Source organism: Cocleimonas sp. KMM 6892, assembly GCF_035798195.1.
Taxonomy (GTDB): Bacteria; Pseudomonadota; Gammaproteobacteria; order Thiotrichales; family Thiotrichaceae; genus Cocleimonas; species Cocleimonas flava.
Genome location: NZ_JAPFBV010000009.1, coordinates 84,980 through 110,148 on the forward strand (window position 1 = coordinate 84,980; position 25,169 = coordinate 110,148).

A 25,169-nucleotide genomic window follows, 5' to 3' on the forward strand; every position below is an offset into this window, starting at 1 on the left:
GCAATTTATTGCAGTGACATAGTCTCACCAAGTGAGCGTATTTGTGAATCCGTAGATAAACGTATCTGGGGTGTGGGATATACTTAGATAAATTAAAAAAACAATACAAATGAGAAGATCAGGTAAACAGAAAACTCTTAATTCCAGTCAAAGCCATCTGCGCCCCCATGACGACCAGAATAAATCCCATGAATTTCAGAAAAATTCGTTGTCCTCGCTCGCTCACTCTTTTTTCCACCCAAACCGAAGCGGAAAGAACAATAAACATCAGAACAGCCTCGGTAACCACTGCCAATGTCACACTGATATGGCCCATTACCGTAGGATTATGGGCAGCCAAAGTCATCACTGTCGCTATCGAACCTGGACCTGCAATCAATGGCATCGCAAGTGGTACTAACAATTGATCCGTTTCATCATCTTGAAGGCTTTCATGCTGTACGTGCGTCGGCCTGCCCTTCATCATTTCCAGCCCCATTAACAAAACGATAAGACCACCACCCGCCTGAAATGCAGATAATGAAATGCCAAATAGTTTTAATAAACCACTTCCTGCCAATGTTGCAACGAACAGGATGGTGAAAATATACAATGAAACGCGTAAAGCGGCGTATCTTCGTTTAACTGGGTCGACATCTCCCACAAGCGCAAGAAAGACTGGTGCAGCTCCCAATGGATTTGAGATTGCCACAATGGCAATAGTCGCTTGAATAAAGTGTTCTATATTTGCGGAGAATACGCTGTTCATGGTTAGGTTACTTTTTAGATTAAACGACTAATAAATCGTATTCTTAAGCGGCATCTGCATGCACGACCAGAACGTCACACGGTGCTTTTTGCTGTACTTTTTTGGTATCAAGCTCTGGTGAAATGGATACACTATTTTCTTCGTGTTCTCCCATAATAACGAGATCAGCCTTGATATCTCGGGCAACCTTTATGATCACATCCTCAGTTGATTCCTTAGACAAAGTGATCATGGGTATCATCCGCAAAATGGGAATTGAACGCGCAAAAGCTTCAAGACGCTGGCGATTGTCAGCAATGATATTTTTACTGAGATCTTCGTCTTTACTGGATTCCAGGGTTTCGTTAGCCTGAGTGTTTTCCTGCGGATACTCCTTCACCACATGCAACAAGGTAATTCTTGCGTTGAAATGGCCTGCAAGAGTAACGGCTTTTCGTGCGACAACTTCACTGAATTTCGAAAAATCTGTGGTCAGTAAAATGTGTTGATAAGCTTTCATTTTATTTTTCCACTGTCTCCTATATAAATTTCTAACCATCGATTCGATTAAATCGACGCCTCCTTCATTCGCTAATTACTAATCACTAATGATTTTTTGTTCGTTCTTTTTAATGAATTATCAGATATATACAGTAAAGACTAAATGCGGAGTTATTCGTAGATGCGGTGTGGAAACTACTTAGTTTTCACTACCGACTATCTGGAAAGGGAATTTCTGGAATGAAATTGGCACCCCCCTACTTAGAGGCGTTTTTTTTTTGTATGTTTTTTTGTATGTTTTTTTTACTTCATCATTACGCATGAATTACATATTCAAAACTACGTAGTTATCACAGCTTTTCTAAGCACATCTCCGAATATTGTATGCACCCCAATATTGTTAATGTAAGCCTAGGTTATTCGACAAATAAACAAATAGTTTAGCCTGGATTCATAGGCCTTCCTTCCTATTGAATCTTTTAATCATCTTCTGATCTTTAGAAGGTGATTTTTTTATGATGTCGATTTAATGCTTGTTTAGATGTTTTACTTTTCAAAACTTGTCTTACGGGGTTTGTCTTTCTGGTTTTAATGATAAAGATGGGACTATGAAAAATCACTTGATACCAGCGTTTGGCGCAGACAATGAGCTGTTCTACGTTAAGGGTAATCCGAATAATAATCTGGTCGCTTTCGTTGACTATACCTGCCCTTATTCACGCCGCCTTCGATCTGTTTTAGAAAGATCATCCGAGAAGTTCAAACACCTGAATCTTACTTTAGCTATCCGCTTGGCACCTACTGAGCAGCGTCGTACTGAATCCGCTGAATTAGCCATACGAGCCGCCATTGCAGCAAACAAGCAGGGTAAGTTTCCGGCGATGCATGATGCGTTATTTGAGGAACAACCAGAGTATTCACAAGACAGTCTAATTAAACTCGCAGAACGTTTGGGGCTGAATATTGACCAGTTTCTAACCGACATGATGTCGCCTGAGACTGATGAGAAAATAAAACACGATCAACAATCCGCAGCCGCATCAGCCGTCGTACCACAAACACCGATGCTGTTTATAGACGGCCGTCTTTATCGTGGTGTATGGGACGACACTGCCATTTTGGAGTCCGTTGAACGTCCGCTGGGAGTTCGACTGCGCATTGCCAGCAACGAATTCTTTGAATGGGCGGCATCTGCAGGGCTTGTTTTAGTGATTGCGACACTTGCCGCCTTGCTGATCGTAAATTTTGGTTGGGAACAACCTTACGAAAATATCCGAAAATCGTTAATAGGCATCTACTTCGGTCAAAATTTTCAACTTGAATTGACGCTAGAGGCTTTCATCAATGACGCATTGATGGCTATTTTCTTCTTGATCGTAGGCATTGAAATCAAACGAGAAATACTCGATGGGGAATTATCAAATCCAGCCAGTGCAGCATTGCCTCTGTTTGCAGCGGTTGGCGGTATGCTGATACCTGCCGCTATCTATTATTTGATAAATGCCGGACAAACCACGGCGCATGGTTGGGGAATACCGATGTCGACCGATATTGCATTCACCCTAGGCATTTTAGCCTTACTGGGTAGCCGTGTGCCAACGTCGTTGAAGGTATTCGTTTCGGCACTCGCAATAGCAGATGATATTGGCGCTATTCTTGTTATCGCACTTTTTTATAGTAATGGGTTCCACTTCGATTCCTTTCTTTTTGCAGCAGGTATTTTTGCAATAATGATAGCGATGAATAGTGCGCGTATTTATTCATGCACGCCCTATATAATTCTGGGTGTTGTGCTGTGGTATTTTACTTATGAAAGCGGTATTCACGCGACATTGGCTGGCGTATTAACAGCGATCGCTATTCCGTCGAGACCATCTGCGCAAGTCATCGGAGCCGCAGCCCAGGCCGATGCACTAATCAAACATGAAATAAACAAAGGCGGAACGACAATAGGATCAAAAACCGTTCTGATACTCGAAAATATTGTCGAACGGCTTAGAGGCCCCGGGTTTCATCTGCAATATGCATTAGAGAATTGGAATAATTTTTTCGTACTCCCCCTATTCGCATTTTTTAATACCGGCATCTTAATTATCGGCGCTCAGTTTTCCATTCTCCAACCGGAAGTACTCGGGGCGGTGCTAGGTCTGGTTTTGGGAAAACCCATTGGCATATTATTGTTTGTCTTCATTTCCTTAAAATTTGGCTTCGCAAAACTCTCTCCTGAAATTAACTGGCTGCATTTACTGGGTGCAGGTTGTCTTGCAGGCGTCGGTTTTACCATGTCGATATTCATCGCTTCATCCTCATTTTCGGGTGAACAACTACAGGCTGTAAAACTAGGCGTACTCATCGCATCGTTGATAGCCGCCAATATCGGTATCGTCATCTTGTTACTTGCCGCTAAAAAAAGCCGTAACTCCGCCAGCCCTGCGCTTGAGGTTCCAGAAGCAATCCTGGAAGAGATCAAAGAAAAGCCAATGAATTAATTAAAAGCCACCTCCCTACTTTGGGGCGTTTTTTATAACGTTTGATTAATAGAATCAAAACTACGTAGTTATCACAGCTTTTCTAAGCATATCTCCGAATATTAAGACAAATCAACAATCGCTATTCTAAAAACCATTGATTCATCTTTACTCTCAAGCGAAGCATGAATCATGTCAGATTGGTTTTTTACTCTCACAAAGGAATGAACACATGGATAACTTGATGAACCAGGTTTTAAATAATTTACCTGAGATATTAAAACGTGCAGATGAACCTTCAACGACAATTGCAGATAAGGATTATTCCTTTGAGAAGTGGCAACCCTTGATGGCTACGATGAAACCTTTTCTAAACGAAGAAGTAACGCGTCTGGGTATATCGACAGAAGGAAAATCTGAAATGGATTTGGTGAAAGAAGTATTCACGACTCAAGAAAAACTGAGTATGTGACTTTACTATTTTTCTAAGCCATATTTCCAAGCCAAATAAGACCATTTAACTAAACCTTGATGAACTGGATAAAAAGTCAACATCCTGTATTGCGGATGACATTGCTGAGTATCGTACTCGGATTCATTGGTGCATTTTCAGGGTTGGCTTTTATCTGGATGCTGGTTCAGGCGCAAACGTATTTACTAAGTGGTATTGGACATTACACCCCTCCTACCGTTTTAGACACCACACAAACCGCCCTACCTCTTGAATTATGGTGGATTCCGGTGGTTACCACGCTCGGGGGATTAATCTCTGGGGTGATTGTGTTTCTGTTTGCGCCTGAAGCAGAAGGCCACGGAACCGATGCTTTTATCAAATCGTTCCATCAAGATGCTGGTTATATTCGTGGTCGTGTCCCGATCGTAAAAGCCGTTGCCAGTGCAATTACCATAGGTTCGGGAGGCTCAGCAGGCCGCGAAGGTCCAGTGGCGCAAATCGCTGCCGGAACTGCATCCAGATTATCTGACGGATTAGGTTTAACCGAACAGGAACGACGGCAGATGACCGTCATAGGAACCGCTGCGGGATTAGCCGCAATTTTTAAAAGCCCTTTGGGAACCGCGCTGTTTGCGATTAAAGTGTTGTACTCAGGCTCTGCTTTTGAGACGTCGGTACTTTATTACTCCATTATTGCCACCGCAGTTGCCTATTCCGTTATCGGTTTGTTTAACGGCTGGTCACCCTTATTTATCTTGCCCGAAGGTTTAGCCTTCGAGCACCCTCTGGAACTTCTCTGGTTTGCTGCGCTTGGTCTGGCCGTGGGTGTCGCAGGCGCGTTGGTCCCCACCATTTTTTATGGAACGCGAGATATTTTTCGTGCCTTACCCATCCCGCCCTATTTAAAACCCGCTCTGGGTGGTTTGATATTAGGTGTTATGGCTATGTTTTTGCCTGAAGTTCTGGGTGGCGGCTATGGCTGGATTCAGCTTGCCATCAACGATAAATTACCCCTGGTGTTACTCGCCACTCTGGTCATTGCCAAAACACTGGCGATGGCATTAACAGTAGGTTCGGGTGGCTCTGGCGGAATCTTTGCACCGACATTGTTTATTGGCGCGATGCTGGGTGGCGTTCTCGCATCACTGGTTAGCCAGACGGGATATTTTGTACCAGAGCATGCAGGCTTTGTCGTAATCTCCACTGCCGCGTTATTTGGCTGTGCCTCGCGAGCACCTGTAGCCAGTCTGATCATGATTATAGAAATGACAGGCAGTTATAAATTAGCCGTACCCGCGATGATTACGGTGGTGATTAGTTTATTGGTGCAACAGTTTTTAACGCGTAACGCCAAATACCCTAGCCTTTATGAAGCACAAGTCGTTTCACCCACCGATAGCCCTGCGCATCAGGCAGAATATATGGAAACGGTGATCAATAATTTACACCAGAAAAAAGTCCAATTACCCGCCAATTTAGTCACAGAAGAAGCGAGTCGATTCCTCGCGGCTGGTGGCTCCATCTCCCTGCCCAATGGAAAAAAATTAGCCACGTTGCAAGTTGATCCTAAATCGGTTTCCAATGGGAAATTACTCAGCGATCTTGGTTTAATGGCAGATATTCAAGTGATCGCCATATTTCAGGGAGAAACAATGATTTCCCAGTTTGAGAAGCATCAATTACAAGCGGGTGATTTGTTGGTAGTTGTAGCATCCAGAACAGGACTTTCAAAAGCAGAGCAATGTCTTTTCAATAACCCTGACACTAATACCAACAGCTAAACCTAGGGTAAGCATGCATTATTTCATCTTTTCAATATTTGCAATCATTATGCTTGCCGGCTTATTTTTTGTCGCTATTCATTTAGGTTTCCGCGCACCCAGAAATAAAGAAACGAGGAATCCCAAAGATCTGCTTGGTATTGATTACCTTCAGTTACACATACCTATTTCTTCTAACAAACATCAAAATGACAAACAACTTTTTGGCTGGTTACTTCCCGTATCCGGTTCAACTGAAACGCTGATTATTTTACATGGCTGGGGTGGCAATGCAGAAGTCATGTTGCCGCTTGCCACACCCTTTTACAAAGCAGGTATCAACGTCCTGCTTTTCGATACCAGAAGTCATGGCAGTAGTGATTCGGATACCTTCTCTTCATTACCCCGGTTCGCAGAAGACCTGGGGAATGTGATTGATTGGTTAAAACAACATCATCCCGAAAAATCTAAAAGCATTGCCTTGTTAGGGCATTCAATCGGGGCAGGCGCGGTATTGTTTGAAGCCTCGAAACGCAAGGATATTGCAGCTGTAATCAGTATTTCTGCGTTCGCACACCCTGAATGGATGATGCAGAGATTTTTAAAAAGTTTCTATTTACCTGCCGTTATCAGAAAGCTCGTGATGCGTTATGTGGAATGGGTCATCGGACATCGCTTTGCGACATTCGCGCCGCTTGCAACGGTATGTAAAATCAACTGCCCCATACTGATCGTGCATGGCAAAGAAGACACAACCATTCCCGTTGAAGACGCCAGAGCAATTATAGAACACTGCCCCGAACCACATTTAAGCTTGCTAGAAATAGAAGATGCAAAGCATGATTCAGTCGAGAAAATTGAACTGCATTGTGAAAAACTGATTAACTTTCTTCGCACATCTGGATTTCAGGTTTAACGTCGCAATTACTTTAACCTTAGTCACCCCCCTACTTAGAGGCAGTTTTTTAAAGGTTGAATAGATTTTAACAATCATTCAAATCAGGGATGTTCTAATTAAGTTGTTCTAATTAAGCTGTTCTCATTAAGCTTTTTAACGATTACTTAATCAACGGCAAAATCTGTTTAAACTCCGCTCGGCGAGCATCTTTAATCAACTCATACAGGCACATTTCGACACTCGTAAGACTAGCCCCACTTTTCTCGAGCTTATTTATCGCTAAATCAATATTGGCTTTAGAGCGGGATGAAATACCATCAGTCACCACCTCAACTTGATAATCCCTGGATAACAACCCCAAAGCAGTTTGATACAAACAGATATGCGCTTCAATACCGCAAACAAGCCATTGCTGCACACCACTATCCGCTATGGCTTTTTCAAAGCTGCTGCTTTCACAGGCATTAAAGGTAAACTTTTCCAGTGGTTGATTCGGCGCTAATAACTCACTTAATTCAGGAACTGTTTGCCCCAACCCCTGCGGATTCTGCTCCACCCAAACAATCGGAAGCTTCAGAATCTGGCACCCTTGAATCAACGCCTGAATATTCCGAATTAAAGCCTCGCTTTCATGCACAATACGCGCAAGCTTGCCTTGAACATCAACAACAACCAAACCGATATTTTCCTGATTTAACACATCAACCTACTCCCAGATGTTTCTCTAGTTTTTCATTAGATCTCTTGAATGATTTACCCCATATTAATATTCAAACTCTCATTTAGATAGTGGTAGAGGCAATTGATAACATTTGTAAAACCACCCCCCTACTTATAGGCACTTTTTTAAAAAAGTGCCTATAAGTAGGGGGGTGGTAATTAAAATATTTTTTTCAAACTTCGTTAAAACACTCTGAAAAACTCAAGAAACAATGGTCCAGGATGAAGGTTGTTTGAGTGAGGAACGAGCGAGTTTCCTTCATCCCCATTGTTTCGCCTCTGTACTAAAAAATATGATGTAGGGAATTTACAGCTTTTTATTCGACTACGTCTCAACCTAACTAACAATTCTCGCACTCAGTGATTTGAATTCTCTCCAACCCATATATATCCCCATAGCCACTATAAATATAACGACAGGAATCAATATCCAGACATAGGTTTCCAGATATGCTGCGATGATTGTCGCGATAGCGATAAAAACACCCAGTACTAGAAAGCGCCAGCCGATATAAATACCTGCGAGAAACGTCGATAAACTCATCACCATCATTAATACAAAAGCGGTGGCGTTATTGGGTAATCGACCGAGTTGCAACAGGATGAAGATCACTTTCACTGCTATAAACACAGCGGTCCAATGCAAGATTTGTTGGCGTATAAAATGAAAACCATCGATATCGCCTTTGATGTACCGCGACCATTCCAGAATGATCGCGGCAACAGCAAATACAGGAATCATCCATAGCCAGAAGTTGATACTTAAGGCTCCCACCACGTCGGTATAGGCGATGCCTACAAAACACAATATGAGTAAGATACTCAGAATCGCTTCGCTGATAAAAATCCGGTGAAACCATCCATCGGGATGATGTAAAAGCGTGGGTTCGGGTTTGTTTGCGGTTTTATCTGCTTTTTTGTTCATGATTTTTACCCTGTTTTTTCAGCCTTCTCTATCTCTGCCAAACCAGTATGTATCGCTTTGAAAATGAGCCTGTCTGCTTCGACAGGGTCATTTTCTGGTACATCCCACGCCATTATCTCCCGATATTTTTCTATCAGATGACGCAAGTCTTTAACGATGTTTCCTTGATAGCGTTCGATTTCTATATTTTGTATATCGCTCATCTTTAGATACCTTTAAATGCTCTCTTAGAACGTTAAATCCTGAAGGGGGACGATTAGCATTTCACAACGGCTATTGCTCTGAACATATTGCGGGATAGTGCCGATGAGTTTGTTTAGGCCTTTTTTCTTTCTTGCGCCAAATACCACAAGGTCAGCATCTTGCGCTTCCAGGAAGGTGACGATACCGCTTTTTGTTTCACCGCAAATGACTTTGCTGATAATGGGATAATCGGTGTCTAGCTCACGGGTGAACGCTTTCATTTGTGCTTCTGACGCTTCCATTCTGGCTTGATTTTGTTCTTCAATAATCGCTTCATCAATCAGGTAAGCGCCCATTGCATCGCCATACGCAGAATACGGTACGTACTCTAAAGCGACATTGAGCAAGGTGAGTGATGCTTTGTAGTGTTTAGCCAATTCAATCGCACGCTTGCAGGCATGTTTGGCATAGGCTGAATAATCTACCGCTACTACGATATTTTTGTAGGGCTGGATTTGTTCTGCCAGCTTTTCGAGGTCTTCCCTTTCGCGTAGCCAATCCCATGCATCTTGTAGATTTTCACGGTTAAAGTATTTTACTTCACCAGAGATTAAAAACGGCTTGGCGATGAAAGACATCCAGCGTTCCCATGCCTTGTCACCAACCATTGCGATGCGTTCAAAGTTTTCGAGATGCTTCATGCCAAATTTGAAATCATCTTTGACCGCATCTAAATCCCATCCTGTGAAATTATCGAATTCGAACAGTAAGGTGATTTTTTCATGCTCTTTAATATGCTTTTCTAATTCAGGTATGAATTTTTGATAATCTTCATGGCTTAACTTTCCTGAAGCTCTCACTGCGATGGTGTTACCTTCGTATACGGGTATTATTTGCAACATGATAAATTCCTTTTTTCAGTGGATGTTTAGTGTGTAGCTTGGCGAGTTTCTTTGTAGAGCTTATTCACCAATGACATCATTGCGAAATGATGCTTTCTCATGGTGTCGTGCAATTCTGCATGTTGCTCGTGCTCTTGCTTTTCTTGCTCATGAACCGCTACTTTCGCTTCATCCTTCACTTCAAACACATGACTGGTTGGATCTTTCTCTGCTTTCGCCATAGTCTCTTCGTGCTCATGTTCACGGGCTTCGTGGGCTGTTATAGCCTGAGCGTGTTCATCTAACAGTTGAGAGTGCTGATCGATTGCTTTTTCAATGGTGTGTAATTTATCCAATGCTTCTGCATGTTCTTTTTTCCACAGTGCGATTTCCGCACGCCATAACGCATGCTCAGAATCCCATTGCGTATGCTCCTGATGTTCGGTGAGATGGTCATCACTTTTTATCGCATCAACACGGTCTTTCAGATTCTTTTCGAAAGCGATTAATTGCGCGGTATTGGTGTTCATTATGGCTAGCAGTTTGCTCCAGACAGAATCTGTGACGTAAGCCGCTTCTTTTTTGAATTCTTCTTTATACGCTTCTCTGGATTCATTCAAATTTTCATCCAGCTTTTTGAAATCATGCTTAAGCTCTGTGGTTATTTCTTCCACTTCTGCCTGGCTTAATTCCTTCCATTCGCTCAATTGTTCTTCGGCTGTATGTAATGCCTGTTGTAAGTTTTCGCCCTGATTGACGACCAAGTCTTCAACCGTATCTACCATAGTCTGGTATGCCTGTTTTAGGTCTTTATTCATTTCTTCGATTCTCATGACGTTTCTCCATCAAAAAGATTATTAATTACGACTATGATAATTGCGCACTCACCCACAACATACAATTCGGTCTACTACGTAATTAATTGCGGTAAATACGTAAAACGAATGTGTTTTTTTATATGAATCAATGCTCTAAAAAAGACGAAGCCACCCCCCTACTTTGGAGGACTTTTTTTGAGGATTGGAAAGATTGCCTGATACGAGGAACGGGCAGCGTTCTCTTGAAAGCTGAATAGTTATTGAGAGAGTGTCTGAGTGTCTGAGTGTTTGAATGTTTGAGAAAGATTGAAGAGTGGAGTGAAAAGAAAGGAGAGGAGAAAAAGGAGAGGAGAAAAAAGAGAGAAGAAAAAGAAATCTGGAAAAGCCGAAACAAATAAAAACAGCTAAAGCTAACTTGCGTAGCTTTAGCTGTAATATTTATATAATCATTTTGACGTCGTAACGCTTATAAATAAACGGTTAATTAATCGCGCAACAAAACATTCAAATGATCGACAACAACGGCCCAGTCCGAATCTTCTGCTATCGATTCTTTTAAAAAATCTGCCTGAGACTTGCTCCAGAATTCCGCTTCATAAAGCTCCATATCCTCTGGGATCGGCTTGTGCGTGATGATGAAGTTTTCGATACTTTCGTTGCTTTCTTCCAAGCCTAATTGTGCAAATAAAGCGTTCATATCATGAATTGATGTTTCCATTGTTATCTCCACAGTAATTAAAAAAAGTATTTGGTTTATCTTTATAAGATAAGGCTTAGGTTTAACAGGTTTATCCATGAAAAGCAGTTAACCGTATAATGATAAGGCATTAGCAAACCATCATACGGAACGGTTTCTCCGGCAAATTCAGTTGATGTATCAGCCTTGTACTTTCCAGCTGCCATCGGCTTGACGACACGCTCTGCCATATATCTTTTCTTTTTTACCACCAATAATCGCGTCTACCGTATATTCGCGACAAGGTTGTGCAGAGTTCACCGTATAGGTTCTTGTAGGCACTACACTGTAGTGATTATGTGTGTCTGGATTGTTCCAGGTTGTAGGCACCCCAGTACGCACTGTTTCCAGTGAATGGGCTATTTTTAAGCGATCGGTATCATCCATAGATCGACCAATTGATCCACCAATCTGTGAGCCCACAAGCGTACCAACTATCGTCGCGACCGTTCTACCATGTCCTTTGCCGATTTGGTTACCTGCAACACCACCTAATACACTACCAATAATAATTCCGGCTTGTTCATTAGGGGCGCCATTGCCTGTGCAACCAGCCGCAGCAATACTTGCGACTAATACTGATGTCATCAAAAACGTTTTTTTCATTGTTATATCCAGGTACTTTTTCATAATCTTTACTCAGTTCTATTTTTTTGCCAACAGGACCACTGTTAACTGGCTCTGTTGGCTTTTACTAAAACTCCGTTAATGGCTAATAAATAAGCCACCATTGACAGGAATTAAAGCGCCAGTTGTGTAACTATTTTTCTCATCTGCCAGCCATAAAACTGCCGATGCAATCTCTGCTGGATGACCCATTCTTCCCATCGGAATACCACTAATAATTGATTCCAATACTTTCTCTGGCATATCTGCGGTCATTGCCGTTTCAGAATAACCAGGCGCAACGGTATTTACGGTCACGCCTTTACGTGCGCCTTCATACGCAGCAGACATGGTAAAACCATGGATACCCGCTTTTGCTGCCGAGTAGTTTGGCTGTCCAAATTGACCGCGTTGTCCGTTTACCGATGAAATATTGATAATGCGTCCGTAACCGCGTTCAGTCATTCCCAACAGCACAGGTTTAGTAACATTGAATGCGCTGGTTAGATTGGTATCAATGACTGCCTTCCACTGGTCTATCGTCATGTGTTTGATAGATGCATCACGAGTGATACCCGCACAGTTAACTAATACATCGATGGGGCCAATTCTGCTTTCGATATCAGTAATCATTGCACCCGTTTCATCAAAATCTGATACGTCTGCGGGTGCGATTTCGATATCAAACCCCGCTGCTTTTTGCTCGGCTTGCCATTTTTCTGAGTGTTCTTTATCAGCAGGATAGTAGTTTGCGACTACCTTGCAACCTGAGGTAAATAACTGTCGACAGATTTCACCGCCGAGACCGCCTGTTCCGCCTGTTACTAGTGCAACTTTATTCTTACTCATGTTTATATACTCCATGTTTGATTTAAGTTTTATTCAGAAATACTCAAAAATTATTCGTAAATTCTATTATTCGATTGTGTAAATATAATGAATCAACATGTATTTTGTTACTGGGGTTTAACGTAATTTCACTGTGGAATGTACGTAATTTTTTATCCTGTGCTTATGAGAAAACAGCGCCCCAAATACTCCAATGCTCTTCTGCTAAGCTGCCAAGCGCTACTGGTCGTTAGTGATCAAACATTCTCGAAACACTGATCAGCTTCATCGCAGGCGATAGTCTCAAGCTGGATAGTTGAATGATTAATACCAAAATCTTCTTTGAGTGTATGAGATAGCCGATGGATCAAGGCATCACCGTCATCCCCTTTCCAGACCAGATGCACCGACAAAGCGGTGCGGGTGGTGGAAAGCGCCCAGATATGTAAATCATGTACGCTTGTGATTTCAGGTTGATTGATTAACCAGTCTGAGATGGCGTTACGGTCTACATTCTCGGGCACGCCATCAAGCTCCAGCCTCAATGAATCCCGCAGTAATCCCCAAGCGGTGACTGTAATCACGAGGCTTACGCCAATAGCCACCACTGGATCTAACCAGTTCCAGCCCGTCAACATAATACCTGTAGCAGCGACGACGACTGCGCCTGAAACAATTGCATCTGCCGCCATGTGCAAATACGCGCCTTTGGCGTTAAGGTCTTCTTTCTGGGAGCGCATAAATAACAGTGCCGATCCTGCATTAACCGCAATCCCAATCAATGCAACCCAAAGAATTGTTGCCCCTGGCAGATCAACCGTTGTACCGAAGCGGTGAGCCGCTTCCCAAATTACCAGTACTACGCCTATTAAAATGGCGATGGCATTCAACATAGCGGCTAAAATAGTGGCGCGACCATAACCGAAGGTATAACTTACCGTGCCAACACGTTTAGCCAAAACCATTGCACCCCAGGCAATTAACAGCCCTGCAACATCGGTTAAATTGTGTGCCGCATCCGCCAGTAACGCGAGCGAGCCGGTGATAAACCCCGCTGCGCCCTCGACTATGACATAACTGGTATTAAGCCCCACCGCCCAACGAAAAGCAGGACCCAGATCCTTTGAGGTTATAGTCTCAATTCCGTGCGTATGTCCGTGTTTATCTGGCACTAAGAACTCCTAAATGGATTCCTTTGATTGATCGATTCAAGTACAAAAATGATGCGTTTATAAAATAACACCGAGCTTTTCGCATAGATATTGAACTTCATCCATGTTTTATTGCTTAGCGATCCACTGCGAAATCTCGGGCCAGGTCTCGCGCAAAGTACGTGATCCCATAAACAAGCCAATATGTCCTCCCGGAACGGTTTTCTTGCGGATATCTTTAGCTGGCGTACTGATTAACTGTTCCGCCGCAAGGACCTGTTCGGGGGTTGTGATATCGTCATCTTTACCCGCGAGTAAATACGTTGGACAGCTTATCGCATTGAGATTCAACACACGCCCTAGCCCAACAAACTCACCTTTGGCAAAGCGATTTTCTTTGAATAGTTGTTGAATGACTTGCAGGTACCAACGTCCTGGTAGATCGATAGGATTCTCATACCAGCTTTCGAAGCTTTCTTCTTTGCTCAAATATTCCGGGTCGTCAATGTGCTCGTAAAGTGAGACGTAATTTTTGAAGTAATGTTCTTCTGGATGCATATTTTTCCAGCCTTGCAACATGTAACGACCGGGCATTAATCCTCCGCTGGTTGCGACCATGTCCTCATAAAAAGACATCGGAGATTCCTGCGCCATGTTTTTAATCGGCCCATCTCCTGCGTTGGTATCGATAGGTGCGCCAGCGAGTACAAGTGAATTTACTTTGTCGGGAAAGCGTGAAGCTATCATGGCTGATACCCAGCCTCCCTGACACAGCCCGACCAGATTAACTTTTCCACCCAGGTCTTCAATGACTGTCAGCATTTCTTCCAGATAATTATCCACTTCTAGATTCGCCATATCTGGCGTGGCTGATTTCCAGTCGGTTAATAAGACATGAGGATGTCCATTGGCCATTAATGTTTCAATTAAACTCTGACCCTTGTGATAATCGGCAATCATCGATGTATGACCTGCGTGTGGTGCATCAACGAGTGTTGGAATGTTACCCTCGACAGGTTTTCCATATTCCCGCAGTGCCATTGTGCGCAAATCTAATCTAAGTGTATTCGGGGTTGCGAGTTTGGGCGTAAGATCATGTTCGAGTTTCATTTCCTCAGAAACGAATTTAATATTATCTGAGGCTACTTTCATGCCTTCTTCGATCATTGCTTGCTGATACTGCAAGGGCCAGAAGAAGGGAACGGAGAGTGAAGATGGCTGGGTGATACTCTGCTCAGCCTTTTGCTTATGTGTCATGGTATCTACCTTGAGTGTTAGATTTAATTTAGGATGTGTTAATAATCCTTAAAAAAATCGAGAGTGATAAGTCGCTCTTGTGCTTAGACACTATGTGGAAAATACGTAGTTTTACGGGTTACCTAGAGAAAATAAATTGACACCCCCCTACTTTGGGGCACTTTTTTACTTTTAATAATTAATACCTGGTGGGACTTTCTTCCATACGTCCTTTTTCAGACCTTGTTCATATCCCTTTTTAAACAATCTATTCATTTCTTTTCGATCAAATTCGTCACTCTCTGTGGGCTCATATTCTTCAGGCAGTGCAACCCAATTGAAATCCAGACCTTGTGTTTTCGCCAGCCCATAGACTCTATTCAAGTCATTGAGAGCCTGCGATTTGATCATAGAAGAAAGTGCGCGTTCGGATATTTTGGTGAGGTTTCTGGGGACTTGTTTTAATTCGGGACCTATCTCTGCATTCCGAATAATGTAAATACTCATCTTGCGATTTGGCTCTTCCACCAGATTCAATTTTTTCCTGAAATCGGTTAAATCCAATGTTGCTGCAAGAAAGAATAATTGCGCTTTAACACCGCCATCGACATGCATTTCATCATAGGTTTTACCATCAGCCTCTACTTTAATTAACACCGGAGGAAATGCGACAGGCACAGAAGAAGATGCGAGTATGATTTGCTGAAAAAGCTCCAATGCCTTCGGGTGTCCACTATTAGCAATGGCCCCCATATTCCACACAACCAGTCGATCTGCGTCTAAATTTGTGGTTCCGATAAATAGACGTCGACCCTGACGGTGAGCCAAAGCGACTTTATTTAAAACATCGTTTGTAATATAGCGTTTGATCAAACGGAGTAAGGGTGCTGTGTCGGTGAAGGAATCACTCCACATAAAACTTATCCAACGCGGAAAGTAAATATTGTTCGCATCAATCGTGGTGAAGGCTTCCTGTAAGGTGGCGTCATACTCGGGACCAATAAAGGCAAATGGAGCAATCAACGCGCCGGTACTAATCCCTGTTACTAATTTAAAGGTGGGACGGGTTCCTGTTTTCGTCCAGCCCTGCAAAAAGCCAGCCCCAAAGGCGCCATTATCGCCACCACCGGAAAGTGTCAAGACGCTAGAAGCGGGTAATTTAACGAGACTGCTAGCGGCTAAATGGCTCTTTTCCTGTTTTATTGAGAGTAATAAATCGGATTCGAAATCTTTACTGAATGTCCCTGACCAGGCTCTTACCCCTGACATTCCTGAAATTTTTGCGCTTAACATTTTATCCAAAGGCGCAGGATGACGGGGCAAAGTGCTGCATGCGCTTAACGTCGCAAAACAGACAAGGATGACAACATTACGGATGATAATTTTCATCAAGGTCTCCGGTATCAAGATTAAACCTTCTAATCATCTTTACATCCTATACAACGGTTTTTGGATACATTTATTATTCACACGCGAAAGCTACGCATATAACGTCCTGTTATTAATATCGACTAAATGAACATTAATTTCATAAAAAATTACATTAACCGTTAGAAAAGTAAAAACTTAATGACAAAAGTCAAAAACAGATAAAACTATTCACTTTTATTAGCAATAAACTTGTACTTTGAGGCTGAAACATCTCCGACATCATTAAGAAAAGGTAAATGCAAATGGTTTCTAAACAACAGCATGAAGAGCATCAACAATGGGACAGCGATCATGAAATGTGGTTAGTCGATATTGCAATGTGGCAAAAAGAACAACAAAGCTCGGAGGAGAAATTACTCGCTATTCAAGACGCTATTCGCAAACAAAGTGAAACGTTACAGAAGCATGCACAAACCATTCATGCTCATCAACGTTATGATCATCATCATGAAACACTGCAAACAGAAGCCGAAGCTGCGATTAGCGACAAAACCCATCAGGAAATGGCGTTGAAACATTCAACCGAAACACAAATCCATGAGCATATTAAGCAACAGCATAAAGAAGCCGTGATTCTTATAGACAAGCTATATAAGCTTTTGAAAAAGTAAATTTGCGACTATACAGTGGTGTTTTACCATTCTATCTGTTCGCAAAAACAATCAAAAAGACTCAAAGCCACCCCCCTACTTATAAGCGTTTTTTTAAGTAGGTGTGTCTGTCTCCCTATCTCATATTGAAAACGGTTTAAGCGCCTTCTTAAACCCAAATCAACAATCATTGACTAGGTATTTACCACATCGAAATTAAGCACATGTTCTAGCTATTTTTTTAATCACTGACTGTTAGTGTTGCTGTTGAGATATATCAAAACGCTTTGTGTATTTTGTGAATAAAATCAGCAACACAGAGAAGGGATTAAAAGCGAGAACAGCAGGTAAATAACAAATGAATCAACCTAATAAAGAGATACAAGCGATCAGTGACAGTTGTCAGGATTCTGTATCGCAATACAAAGCTATTGACCATGCATTTAAGGCTAACCTTGCAAAATTCACCTTTGGATTAAGTCCTGCAGGGCTTTTACGCGATTATTTTGATTGGGCTTCGCATTTGGCACTGTCACCGGGAAAGCAATTAGAGCTCACTGAAAAAGAATTTCAAAAAGGCGCCAAGCTGTTACGTTACTCTATTCAATCTGCACTAAATCCTGATTTAGAGCCTTGTATAAAGCCACTACCTCAGGATCACCGCTTTACGGATAAGGGCTGGCAGTCCTGGCCTTATAATATTTATTACCAATCCTTTTTGTTGAACCAGCAATGGTGGCACAACGCTACGACAGATATTGATGGCTTGTCCAACAAGAGTGAAAATGTCATTTCATTTATCGCCAGACAAATACTGGATAAATGGGCGCCCTCTAACTTCCCTTTGTTGAACCCTGAAATTACACGCGAAACTTTTTCATCATTTGGTGCAAACCTTGTTCAGGGTGAAAAAAATCTACTGGAAGATGCAGACAGATTAATTGCAGGCAAACCTGCTGCTGGTATCGAAAATTTCGCTGTGGGACAAAACCTTGCAATTACACCCGGCAAAGTGGTTTACCAGAACCATTTAATTGAATTAATTCAATATACGCCAACTACCAAAAAAGTATATGCCGAGCCAATTTTGATCGTGCCTGCGTGGATAATGAAATATTACATATTGGATCTATCCGCTGAAAATTCGATGGTGAAATACCTCGTCGATAAAGGGCATACCGTGTTCATGATTTCATGGCGCAACCCAGGCTCTGAAGACAGAGAATTGCATCTGGAAGATTACCGTCGCATGGGACCTATGGCCGCTTTAGATGCTATTTCATCCATAATTCCCGATCAGAAGATTCATGCGACTGGCTATTGTCTGGGTGGCACATTGCTCTCTATTGCCGCGGCTGCAATGGCACGCGATGGTGATGATCGTCTAGCCTCAATGACAACTTTAGCGACACAAGTTGATTTTACTGAAGCGGGGGAATTGACCTTATTTATTGGTGAAAGCGAAGTATCTTATCTTGAAGATATGATGCAGGAACAAGGCTATCTTGATGGCTACCAAATGGCTGGGGCTTTCCAGATATTACGTTCAAATGATTTGGTTTGGTCACGCATGGTACACGATTACATGCTGGGTAAACGCCGTCCTATGAATGATTTAATGGCGTGGAATACAGACCTTACCCGTATGCCTTATAGAATGCATTCTGAATACCTCCGTAAGTTATTTTTGAATAACGATCTTGCCAGTGGACGCTATCAAGTAAGCGGTCGTCCTGTGGTCATCAAAGATATTCATACTCCAATATTTGCGGTTTCTACGGTTAAGGATCACGTCGCACCGTGGAAATCAGTCTACAAAATAAATCTTTTGGCTGATGCTGATGAAGTCACTTTTGTGCTCACCAGTGGTGGTCATAATGCCGGTATCGTTAGTGAGCCTGGTCATCCTCATCGTAAATTTCAGGTGGCGACCCACTATGAAGGTGAAACCTATATTGATCCAGACACATGGCAACAGGAAACACCTTATCAAGAGGGTTCCTGGTGGCCAGTTTGGGAACAATGGTTATGTGAACGTTCATCTAAAAAAACCGAAACGCCAACTATGGGAAATACGGAATACCCTCCTCTCATGGATGCCCCGGGCAAATACGTAATGATGACCTAATCTGCATATTGCACTTAAAAAATTATCACTTATCACATGTACAAAGGAATTATTTAAAATGGACGCCTCACTCCCCTTATTAAAAGGTAAAAAAGGAATCGTAGTCGGTATTGCTAACGAAAATAGTATTGCTTATGGCTGCGCTAAAGAAATACATAATGCAGGTGCTGAACTACTACTAGGTTACGGCACTGAAAAGTCTGAACCTTATATTCAACCATTATTAGCAGATCTAGGTAACCCTGATTTAGTACTGTGTGATGTTACCGACGATGAACAACTGGAAAACTTATTTCAGCATGCTAAGGACAAATGGGGAAAAATAGATTTTCTGGTACATTGCATTGCATTTTGTCCAAAGGATGATTTATTTGGCAGGGTAACCGATTGCTCTCGTGAAGGATTTAAAATAGCGATGGATATTTCCTGCTATTCCTTTATTCGTATGGCACATCTTGCTGAACCTCTTATGACAGATGGCGGCACATTGTTGACCATGACCTATTACGGATCTGAAAAAGTGGTTCCTAATTACAACATCATGGGGCCTGTCAAAGCTGCGTTGGAATCATCGGTGCGTTATCTTGCCAGTGATCTCGGCCCTAAAGGCATTCGTGTACACGCCTTATCACCCGGCCCTATTAAAACGCGTGCAGCAAGTGGTATCGATCATTTTGAGGCTCTACTTAATGCAAGTGCTGAGCACACACCTATTCAACAACAAGTGACCATCGAAGATGTGGGTGATGTGGCTGTTGGCATGATTAGCGACTCAGCAAAATCTCTAACGGGTCACATCGCATACGTCGATTCTGGTTACCATATTTTAGGTTAATGTGACTGTTATTTTTCAAACACATTTTTAAACAAATTTTAAACAAAATGATGACTCGTTTCTTTATTTCACTTTTTATTTTTATTCCTGGGGTCCTATCCTATGAGCACTAAATCCACACTAAAAACAATCAGTACCGTGGTCATTCTGGCATTAGTCGCCGGTGGTGGATGGTATGCCTGGCAAGTTCTAAAATCGGATGAAATTCCGGAAAAACTAGAACCCTACTCAGAAGTCATTAATGAGGTAAAAAGCCATATTAAAACGACTGAAGAATTGCCTGATTATATTGCTTCAGGTAATGGACGTATCGAAGCGACAGAATATGATATCGCCACAAAAATTGCAGGTCGTTTGACTAAAGTACTCGCTGAAGAGGGAGATACGGTAGAAGCCGGCCAAACCCTTGCTGTGATTGATACTGATGACCTTAATGCGCAACTACGCGAAGCAAATGCCAGTTATAAAGAGGCTGTTGAAGCACGCAAATACGCGATAGCAATTGTTGAGCAATATAAGAGTGAACTGACTTATGCGCAGACTGAATTACGCCGATTCCTTGAATTGTCGAAAAAAGGTCATGTCTCACAAGAAAATGTTGACCAGAAACGGACTGCTTTTAAATCAGCCGATGCCGCACTTAAAGCTGCCAATATAAAAGTCGTTCAATCTGCATCTGGCATAGAAGCTGCAGAAGCACGCATTCAAAGATTAAAGGCGAATATTGACGACAGCACACTTAAAGCGCCTATAAAAGGTCGTGTACTTTATCGACTTGCAGAACCCGGAGAAGTCCTTGCCAGTGGTGGTAAAGTCATGACAGTTCTGGATTTAACAGATGTTTATATGAGTATTTTTCTTCCTACTGCCGAGGCTGGCAAAGTCACTATAGGCGCTGAAGCTCGTATGATTATTGATGCTATTCCTCAATACACGATTCCTGCAAAAGTAACCTTTGTTGCTGCGGAAGCACAGTTCACACCGCGTTCTGTGGAAACTCGCGCTGAACGTGACAAACTGATGTTCCGCGTTAAGGTGAAAATTGATTCTGCCTTACTTAAAAAGCATATCCAAAAAGTAAAAACAGGTGTGCCCGGCGTTACATATATTTCACTCGATCCTGAAAAAGGATGGACGGATAAATTAGAGTTGAGACTTCCTGAATGAATTCAGAGGATACATCTGTTATCGAGGTGAATGACACCGATAACAATGCCGTTAAAATTCAAAACTTAACGCATTGTTATGCGGAGAATCATGCATTAGATGATATTAACCTGGATTTACCTGCCGGATGCATGGTGGGTTTAATCGGCCCTGATGGCGTGGGAAAATCCACACTGTTAGCGCTGATTGCGGGTGCACGAAAAATCCAGACAGGTGAGATACAAGTACTAGACGGTAATATGAAAAGCAGTCGTTTCCGTTCGACTATTTCTCCTCGTATTGCCTATATGCCGCAAGGTTTGGGTAAAAACCTTTACCCTACTTTATCGGTGTTTGAAAACGTCGATTTCTTTGGTCGTCTGTTTGGTCAAAGTAGAAAAGAACGCAAACAACGGATTACAGATTTACTTGAAAGTACCGGACTAGAAGCCTTTGCTGATCGCCCTGCGAATAAACTATCAGGCGGAATGAAGCAAAAACTTGGTTTGTGTTGCGCATTGATTCATGACCCACAATTACTCATTCTGGATGAACCAACTACCGGGGTCGATCCGCTTTCACGACGTCAGTTCTGGGAATTAATCGATCGCATTCGTAGTCGTGAAAAAGACATGAGTGTCTTGGTCGCAACGGCTTATATGGAAGAAGCAAATAACTTTGATTTTTTAGTCGCTATTGATGATGGAAAAGTAATCGGAACCGGTGCTCCCGAAGCATTAAAAACTCAAACAAATCAGGACACTCTGGATGAAGCCTTTATTTCATTACTTCCAGAAGAGAAGCGTCACGACCATAAACAACTGGTTGTACCGCCAAGAGAAAAAGCTGATGGGAAAGTAGAAGCCGCCATTACTGCGACCGATCTGACGAAACGTTTTGGTGATTTCACTGCGGTCGATAAAGTCAGCCTAAACATAGAGCGCGGTGAAATATTCGGTTTTCTCGGTTCCAACGGCTGCGGCAAAACCACTACCATGAAAATGTTGACTGGCTTACAACCAGTAACCAGCGGAGAAGCCTTGTTATTCGGTAAAAAAGTAGACGCCAATAATATTGAAACACGCAAACGCGTGGGCTACATGTCGCAGGCTTTCTCGCTTTACAATGAATTAACGGTGCAGCAAAACTTAATGCTTCATGCACGCTTATTTCATTTACCTCCGAATAAAATCAAACCACGCATCAAACAATTAACCGAACGTTTTAATCTTGGTGAATACAGTGATGACTACCCTTCTCAGTTACCTTTAGGTATCCGTCAGCGACTTTCTTTAGCGGTTGCGGTGGTTCATGACCCCGATATTTTGATACTCGATGAACCAACATCAGGCGTTGACCCTGTTGCACGCGATAATTTCTGGGAGCTACTAATCGAGTTATCACGCGACCAAGGTGTGACTATATTTATCTCTACCCATTTCATGGATGAAGCAGCACGGTGTGACAGAATATCGTTGATGCATGCGGGTAAAGTACTTGCCAGTGATACGCCTGCCGCTTTACGCGAGTCACGTAATGCGGATACTCTTGAAGAGGCTTTTATTGCTTATCTGGAAGAAGCGGTAACAAAATCGTCTAAATCTAACAAGAAAAATGACAACGCCGTACCCAGTAAGAATAAACAAAACGCTGAGATAAAAGACGTAAACAACGATGAACAAAGTGACAAGGCGCTTGATAAAGAAAATACGGATTCTTCACCACTCGTTTCAAGCACAATCCAGAAAAGTGACGTTAAGCCACCCAAAGCATTCAGCCTTTTGCGCTTATTTGGCTATGCACACCGGGAAACACTAGAGTTATGGCGTGACCCTATTCGTCTTACTTTCGCTTTACTTGGCTCTATCATCCTGATGTTTATCCTAGGTTATGGCATTACCTTAGATGTTGAAGATCTCAGTTTCGCCGTACTGGATCACGACCAAACACCTGAAAGTCAAAGCTATATTGAGAATTTATCCGGTTCTCGTTATTTCATTCAAAGAGCGGATATAAAAGACTCCGATGAACTCGATAGAAGAATGCGTAGCGGTGAACTCAGCTTTACATTAGAAATTCCTCCTAACTTTGGGCATCAATTAAAACGTAGTAGAGCACCTGAGGTAGCAGTAAGGGTTGATGGTTCTATGCCTTTTAGAGCAGAAACAATATCTAGTTATCTTACTGCCAACCACCTCGCTTATTTGAGTGATTTATCATTGAGGACATACGGGGTTGTGCCCACTCTGATACCCGCTGATATAGAATCCCGGTATCGCTACAATCAGGACTTTAAGAGTCTAGAAGCAATGGTACCTGCAGTCATACCCTTGTTACTGGTATTTATTCCCGCCATTTTAATGGCTTTGGGTGTGGTTCGTGAAAAGGAACTGGGTTCAATCACCAATCTTTATGTTACCCCCGTTACCAGACTGGAATTTTTAATAGGTAAACAATTGCCTTACATTTTAGTCAGTATGGTGAGTTTCTTTGGTCTTGTAATGCTCGCTATCTTTATCTTTGGTGTGCCTTTAAAAGGCAGCTTTTTCGCCTTGAGTCTGCTTGCACTGTGTTATGTGACAGCAACCACAGGTATTGGCTTATTAATTTCAGCTTTTACTAACACACAAATTTCGGCGTTAGCTGGAACTGCTGTCATCATATTAATGATAGCGGTAAATTTCTGTGGACTGATTGATCCTGTCGCATCACTGGAAGGCGCTGGCGCGATTATTGGAAAATTGTTCCCCACTACTTACTTTCTTGAAGCAAGTCGTGGCGCATTCAATAAAGCCCTTGGTCTATCTGACCTCTCTCAATACTTTCTTCCGATGATTGCATTCATTCCTGTGCTGACAATTGTTAGCGTTTTCTCACTACGTAGTCAGGACAGATGATATGAAACATCGTGGCAATATCCTACAACTTGGCATCAAGGAATTACGCAGTCTTTGGCGCGATAAAGCATTGTTATTATTTGTTGCTTTTGCGTTTACCGGCTTAATTTATGTCGTTTCATCTGCTACGTCTCAAGAGTTGAATAACGCCCCAATCGCAGTCGTGGATGAAGACCAGTCTCCTTTATCAAAACGCATCATCAATGCTTTTTACGGTCCTTATTTTAAGACGCCTGATATCATCACACTGCCTGAAGTTGACCCTGCGATGGATAATGGCAGTTACACTTTTGTGATAAATATACCGCCCTACTTTGAGCGTGATGTTCTGGCAGGCAAGCAGCCTGATCTGCAAGTGAATATCGATGCTACACGAATGACGCAGGCATTCATCGGCGACGGATATATTCAAAATATCATAGGAACTGAAATCAACGAGTTTGTGAAAGGCTATCGTGCGACGTACGTCTACCCTGTTCAGCTAACGAGTAGAATTAAATTTAATCCGAACCTGACCAGTGTCTGGTTTGGAAGTGTGATGGAGCTGATGAATGTCATCACCATGATTTCTATCATTCTAACTGGCGCGGCGGTCATTCGCGAACGTGAACACGGTACGCTGGAGCATCTATTGGTAATGCCACTCACGCCATTTGAAATTGTTGTCGCCAAAATCTGGGCTAATGGCCTGGTGATATTACTCGCAGCGGCTTTCTCCCTGTTTGTGGTGATTGAAGGCTTTTTGCATGTGCCAATTCACGGCTCAGCAGCCCTGTTCTTATTCGGCGCAGCGATTCATCTATTTGCGACAACATCCTTGGGTATTTTATTGGGAACTCAAGCGCGAACCATGCCTCAACTTGGTCTATTGATCATCTTAATTCTACTGCCCCTACAAATGTTATCTGGCGGTATTACCCCCAGAGAGAGCATGCCTGATATCGTGCAAAACATTATGCTGGTTGCGCCCACCACGCATTTCGTGAAATTTGCACAGGCGATACTTTATAGAGGCGCGGGTTGGGAAGTTGTTTGGCCTTATTTTCTCGCATTACTCGCCATAGGTACCGTATTTTTTCTTTTTGCACTGGCGCGCTTCCGTAAATCTGTGGCTCAAAGCTAAGTCGAGCTCAGCTATGTTCTAACAAAAAACTCTATCCAGTAAGATCAATGTAGATAGATAGATAGATAGATAGATAGATAGATAGATAGATAGATAGATAGATAGATAGATAGATAGATAGATAGAT

The 25,169-nt window shown here is 42.4% G+C and carries 24 protein-coding genes; 10 read left to right on the forward strand and 14 right to left on the reverse strand.

Features of this window, described 5'->3' with window-relative positions; all coding sequences use genetic code 11:
* Positions 1-118: 118 nt before the first annotated feature.
* Together OO007_RS19215 and OO007_RS19220 are read right to left on the reverse strand one after the other, a co-directional pair.
* On the reverse strand, positions 119-748 hold the full coding sequence (locus OO007_RS19215) for a MarC family protein (protein WP_325810035.1): 630 nt from the start codon (positions 746-748) through the stop codon (positions 119-121).
* Between the two features lie 43 nt (positions 749-791).
* The gene (locus OO007_RS19220; protein ID WP_325810036.1) at positions 792-1,247 is read right to left on the reverse strand and encodes a universal stress protein; all 456 of its coding nucleotides are present in this window, start codon (positions 1,245-1,247) and stop codon (positions 792-794) included.
* 589 nt (positions 1,248-1,836) lie between these two features.
* On the opposite strand from OO007_RS19220, the gene nhaA reads away from it, so the two are divergent.
* The 4 genes from nhaA to OO007_RS19240 all read left to right on the forward strand — a co-directional run bounded on the left by nhaA (position 1,837) and on the right by OO007_RS19240 (position 6,826).
* Complete coding sequence (gene nhaA / locus OO007_RS19225; protein ID WP_325810037.1) at positions 1,837-3,717, forward strand: Na+/H+ antiporter NhaA; 1,881 nt, start codon at positions 1,837-1,839, stop codon at positions 3,715-3,717.
* A 211-nt stretch (positions 3,718-3,928) separates the two neighbouring features.
* On the forward strand, positions 3,929-4,168 hold the full coding sequence (locus OO007_RS19230) for a hypothetical protein (RefSeq protein ID WP_325810038.1): 240 nt from the start codon (positions 3,929-3,931) through the stop codon (positions 4,166-4,168).
* 59 nt (positions 4,169-4,227) lie between these two features.
* Positions 4,228-5,931 carry a chloride channel protein gene (locus tag OO007_RS19235; RefSeq protein ID WP_325810039.1) on the forward strand — a complete coding sequence of 568 codons (1,704 nt, stop codon included), beginning with the start codon at positions 4,228-4,230 and terminating at the stop codon, positions 5,929-5,931.
* 13 nt (positions 5,932-5,944) lie between these two features.
* Positions 5,945-6,826, forward strand: coding sequence for an alpha/beta hydrolase (locus OO007_RS19240; protein WP_325810040.1), 882 nt, complete (start codon positions 5,945-5,947; stop codon positions 6,824-6,826).
* A gap of 142 nt (positions 6,827-6,968) precedes the next feature.
* Here OO007_RS19240 and OO007_RS19245 read toward each other — a convergent pair whose 3' ends face one another.
* The 12 genes from OO007_RS19245 to OO007_RS19300 all read right to left on the reverse strand — a co-directional run bounded on the left by OO007_RS19245 (position 6,969) and on the right by OO007_RS19300 (position 16,281).
* Complete coding sequence (locus OO007_RS19245; protein WP_325810041.1) at positions 6,969-7,508, reverse strand: hydrolase; 540 nt, start codon at positions 7,506-7,508, stop codon at positions 6,969-6,971.
* A gap of 357 nt (positions 7,509-7,865) precedes the next feature.
* Positions 7,866-8,453 carry a hypothetical protein gene (locus OO007_RS19250; RefSeq protein ID WP_131905879.1) on the reverse strand — a complete coding sequence of 196 codons (588 nt, stop codon included), beginning with the start codon at positions 8,451-8,453 and terminating at the stop codon, positions 7,866-7,868.
* A gap of 5 nt (positions 8,454-8,458) precedes the next feature.
* A complete protein-coding gene (locus tag OO007_RS19255) occupies positions 8,459-8,656 on the reverse strand; it encodes a hypothetical protein (protein ID WP_131905880.1) in 198 nt (65 codons plus the stop codon).
* Between the two features lie 24 nt (positions 8,657-8,680).
* Complete coding sequence (locus OO007_RS19260; RefSeq protein WP_325810042.1) at positions 8,681-9,538, reverse strand: STAS/SEC14 domain-containing protein; 858 nt, start codon at positions 9,536-9,538, stop codon at positions 8,681-8,683.
* A 26-nt stretch (positions 9,539-9,564) separates the two neighbouring features.
* The gene (locus tag OO007_RS19265) at positions 9,565-10,350 is read right to left on the reverse strand and encodes a zinc ribbon-containing protein (protein ID WP_325810043.1); all 786 of its coding nucleotides are present in this window, start codon (positions 10,348-10,350) and stop codon (positions 9,565-9,567) included.
* 469 nt (positions 10,351-10,819) lie between these two features.
* Positions 10,820-11,053, reverse strand: a complete 234-nt coding sequence (locus OO007_RS19270) for a DUF2789 domain-containing protein (RefSeq protein ID WP_131905883.1) — start codon at positions 11,051-11,053, stop codon at positions 10,820-10,822.
* A gap of 41 nt (positions 11,054-11,094) precedes the next feature.
* Positions 11,095-11,238 (reverse strand): hypothetical protein, encoded by a 144-nt coding sequence (locus tag OO007_RS19275; protein ID WP_165874682.1) that lies wholly within the window; start codon positions 11,236-11,238, stop codon positions 11,095-11,097.
* The gene (locus OO007_RS19280) at positions 11,213-11,677 is read right to left on the reverse strand and encodes an RT0821/Lpp0805 family surface protein (protein ID WP_131905884.1); all 465 of its coding nucleotides are present in this window, start codon (positions 11,675-11,677) and stop codon (positions 11,213-11,215) included. Before OO007_RS19280 ends, OO007_RS19275 begins: the two co-directional genes overlap by 26 nt.
* Positions 11,678-11,776: 99 nt before the next feature.
* Entirely contained in the window at positions 11,777-12,526 is a 750-nt protein-coding gene (phbB, locus tag OO007_RS19285) for an acetoacetyl-CoA reductase (RefSeq protein WP_299875705.1), read from the reverse strand.
* A 236-nt stretch (positions 12,527-12,762) separates the two neighbouring features.
* Complete coding sequence (locus OO007_RS19290; RefSeq protein WP_325810044.1) at positions 12,763-13,677, reverse strand: cation diffusion facilitator family transporter; 915 nt, start codon at positions 13,675-13,677, stop codon at positions 12,763-12,765.
* A 108-nt stretch (positions 13,678-13,785) separates the two neighbouring features.
* On the reverse strand, positions 13,786-14,913 hold the full coding sequence (locus OO007_RS19295; protein ID WP_131905887.1) for an alpha/beta fold hydrolase: 1,128 nt from the start codon (positions 14,911-14,913) through the stop codon (positions 13,786-13,788).
* A 171-nt stretch (positions 14,914-15,084) separates the two neighbouring features.
* A complete protein-coding gene (locus OO007_RS19300; protein ID WP_325810045.1) occupies positions 15,085-16,281 on the reverse strand; it encodes a patatin-like phospholipase family protein in 1,197 nt (398 codons plus the stop codon).
* 284 nt (positions 16,282-16,565) lie between these two features.
* Here OO007_RS19300 and OO007_RS19305 point away from each other — a divergent pair, with 284 nt between their 5' ends.
* The 6 genes from OO007_RS19305 (at position 16,566) to OO007_RS19330 (ending at position 25,042) form a co-directional block, all read left to right on the forward strand.
* Complete coding sequence (locus OO007_RS19305; RefSeq protein ID WP_131905889.1) at positions 16,566-16,934, forward strand: hypothetical protein; 369 nt, start codon at positions 16,566-16,568, stop codon at positions 16,932-16,934.
* 337 nt (positions 16,935-17,271) lie between these two features.
* On the forward strand, positions 17,272-19,041 hold the full coding sequence (locus OO007_RS19310; RefSeq protein ID WP_325810046.1) for a PHA/PHB synthase family protein: 1,770 nt from the start codon (positions 17,272-17,274) through the stop codon (positions 19,039-19,041).
* A gap of 58 nt (positions 19,042-19,099) precedes the next feature.
* Entirely contained in the window at positions 19,100-19,876 is a 777-nt protein-coding gene (gene fabI / locus OO007_RS19315) for an enoyl-ACP reductase FabI (protein WP_325810047.1), read from the forward strand.
* Between the two features lie 102 nt (positions 19,877-19,978).
* On the forward strand, positions 19,979-21,043 hold the full coding sequence (locus OO007_RS19320; protein WP_131905892.1) for an HlyD family secretion protein: 1,065 nt from the start codon (positions 19,979-19,981) through the stop codon (positions 21,041-21,043).
* A complete protein-coding gene (gene rbbA, locus OO007_RS19325) occupies positions 21,040-23,919 on the forward strand; it encodes a ribosome-associated ATPase/putative transporter RbbA (RefSeq protein WP_325810048.1) in 2,880 nt (959 codons plus the stop codon). Before OO007_RS19320 ends, rbbA begins: the two co-directional genes overlap by 4 nt.
* A 1-nt stretch (position 23,920) precedes the next feature.
* A complete protein-coding gene (locus tag OO007_RS19330; RefSeq protein WP_299875681.1) occupies positions 23,921-25,042 on the forward strand; it encodes an ABC transporter permease in 1,122 nt (373 codons plus the stop codon).
* Positions 25,043-25,169: the final 127 nt, after the last annotated feature.

What these genes read in the sequence shown, in the direction of transcription:
- OO007_RS19240 (WP_325810040.1), top strand. Translation starts at nt 5,945, where the DNA reads ATGCATTATTTCATCTTTTCAATATTTGCAATCATTATGCTTGCCGGC.
- OO007_RS19260 (WP_325810042.1), bottom strand. Translation starts at nt 9,538, where the DNA reads ATGTTGCAAATAATACCCGTATACGAAGGTAACACCATCGCAGTGAGA.
- OO007_RS19220 (WP_325810036.1), bottom strand. Translation starts at nt 1,247, where the DNA reads ATGAAAGCTTATCAACACATTTTACTGACCACAGATTTTTCGAAATTC.
- nhaA (WP_325810037.1), top strand. Translation starts at nt 1,837, where the DNA reads ATGAAAAATCACTTGATACCAGCGTTTGGCGCAGACAATGAGCTGTTC.
- OO007_RS19215 (WP_325810035.1), bottom strand. Translation starts at nt 748, where the DNA reads ATGAACAGCGTATTCTCCGCAAATATAGAACACTTTATTCAAGCGACT.
- OO007_RS19265 (WP_325810043.1), bottom strand. Translation starts at nt 10,350, where the DNA reads ATGAGAATCGAAGAAATGAATAAAGACCTAAAACAGGCATACCAGACT.
- OO007_RS19300 (WP_325810045.1), bottom strand. Translation starts at nt 16,281, where the DNA reads ATGAAAATTATCATCCGTAATGTTGTCATCCTTGTCTGTTTTGCGACG.
- OO007_RS19255 (WP_131905880.1), bottom strand. Translation starts at nt 8,656, where the DNA reads ATGAGCGATATACAAAATATAGAAATCGAACGCTATCAAGGAAACATC.
- OO007_RS19320 (WP_131905892.1), top strand. Translation starts at nt 19,979, where the DNA reads ATGAGCACTAAATCCACACTAAAAACAATCAGTACCGTGGTCATTCTG.
- OO007_RS19270 (WP_131905883.1), bottom strand. Translation starts at nt 11,053, where the DNA reads ATGGAAACATCAATTCATGATATGAACGCTTTATTTGCACAATTAGGC.
- phbB (WP_299875705.1), bottom strand. Translation starts at nt 12,526, where the DNA reads ATGAGTAAGAATAAAGTTGCACTAGTAACAGGCGGAACAGGCGGTCTC.
- OO007_RS19250 (WP_131905879.1), bottom strand. Translation starts at nt 8,453, where the DNA reads ATGAACAAAAAAGCAGATAAAACCGCAAACAAACCCGAACCCACGCTT.
- OO007_RS19230 (WP_325810038.1), top strand. Translation starts at nt 3,929, where the DNA reads ATGGATAACTTGATGAACCAGGTTTTAAATAATTTACCTGAGATATTA.
- OO007_RS19275 (WP_165874682.1), bottom strand. Translation starts at nt 11,238, where the DNA reads ATGGCAGCTGGAAAGTACAAGGCTGATACATCAACTGAATTTGCCGGA.
- fabI (WP_325810047.1), top strand. Translation starts at nt 19,100, where the DNA reads ATGGACGCCTCACTCCCCTTATTAAAAGGTAAAAAAGGAATCGTAGTC.
- OO007_RS19295 (WP_131905887.1), bottom strand. Translation starts at nt 14,913, where the DNA reads ATGACACATAAGCAAAAGGCTGAGCAGAGTATCACCCAGCCATCTTCA.
- OO007_RS19310 (WP_325810046.1), top strand. Translation starts at nt 17,272, where the DNA reads ATGAATCAACCTAATAAAGAGATACAAGCGATCAGTGACAGTTGTCAG.
- OO007_RS19235 (WP_325810039.1), top strand. Translation starts at nt 4,228, where the DNA reads ATGAACTGGATAAAAAGTCAACATCCTGTATTGCGGATGACATTGCTG.
- OO007_RS19280 (WP_131905884.1), bottom strand. Translation starts at nt 11,677, where the DNA reads ATGAAAAAAACGTTTTTGATGACATCAGTATTAGTCGCAAGTATTGCT.
- rbbA (WP_325810048.1), top strand. Translation starts at nt 21,040, where the DNA reads ATGAATTCAGAGGATACATCTGTTATCGAGGTGAATGACACCGATAAC.
- OO007_RS19305 (WP_131905889.1), top strand. Translation starts at nt 16,566, where the DNA reads ATGGTTTCTAAACAACAGCATGAAGAGCATCAACAATGGGACAGCGAT.
- OO007_RS19330 (WP_299875681.1), top strand. Translation starts at nt 23,921, where the DNA reads ATGAAACATCGTGGCAATATCCTACAACTTGGCATCAAGGAATTACGC.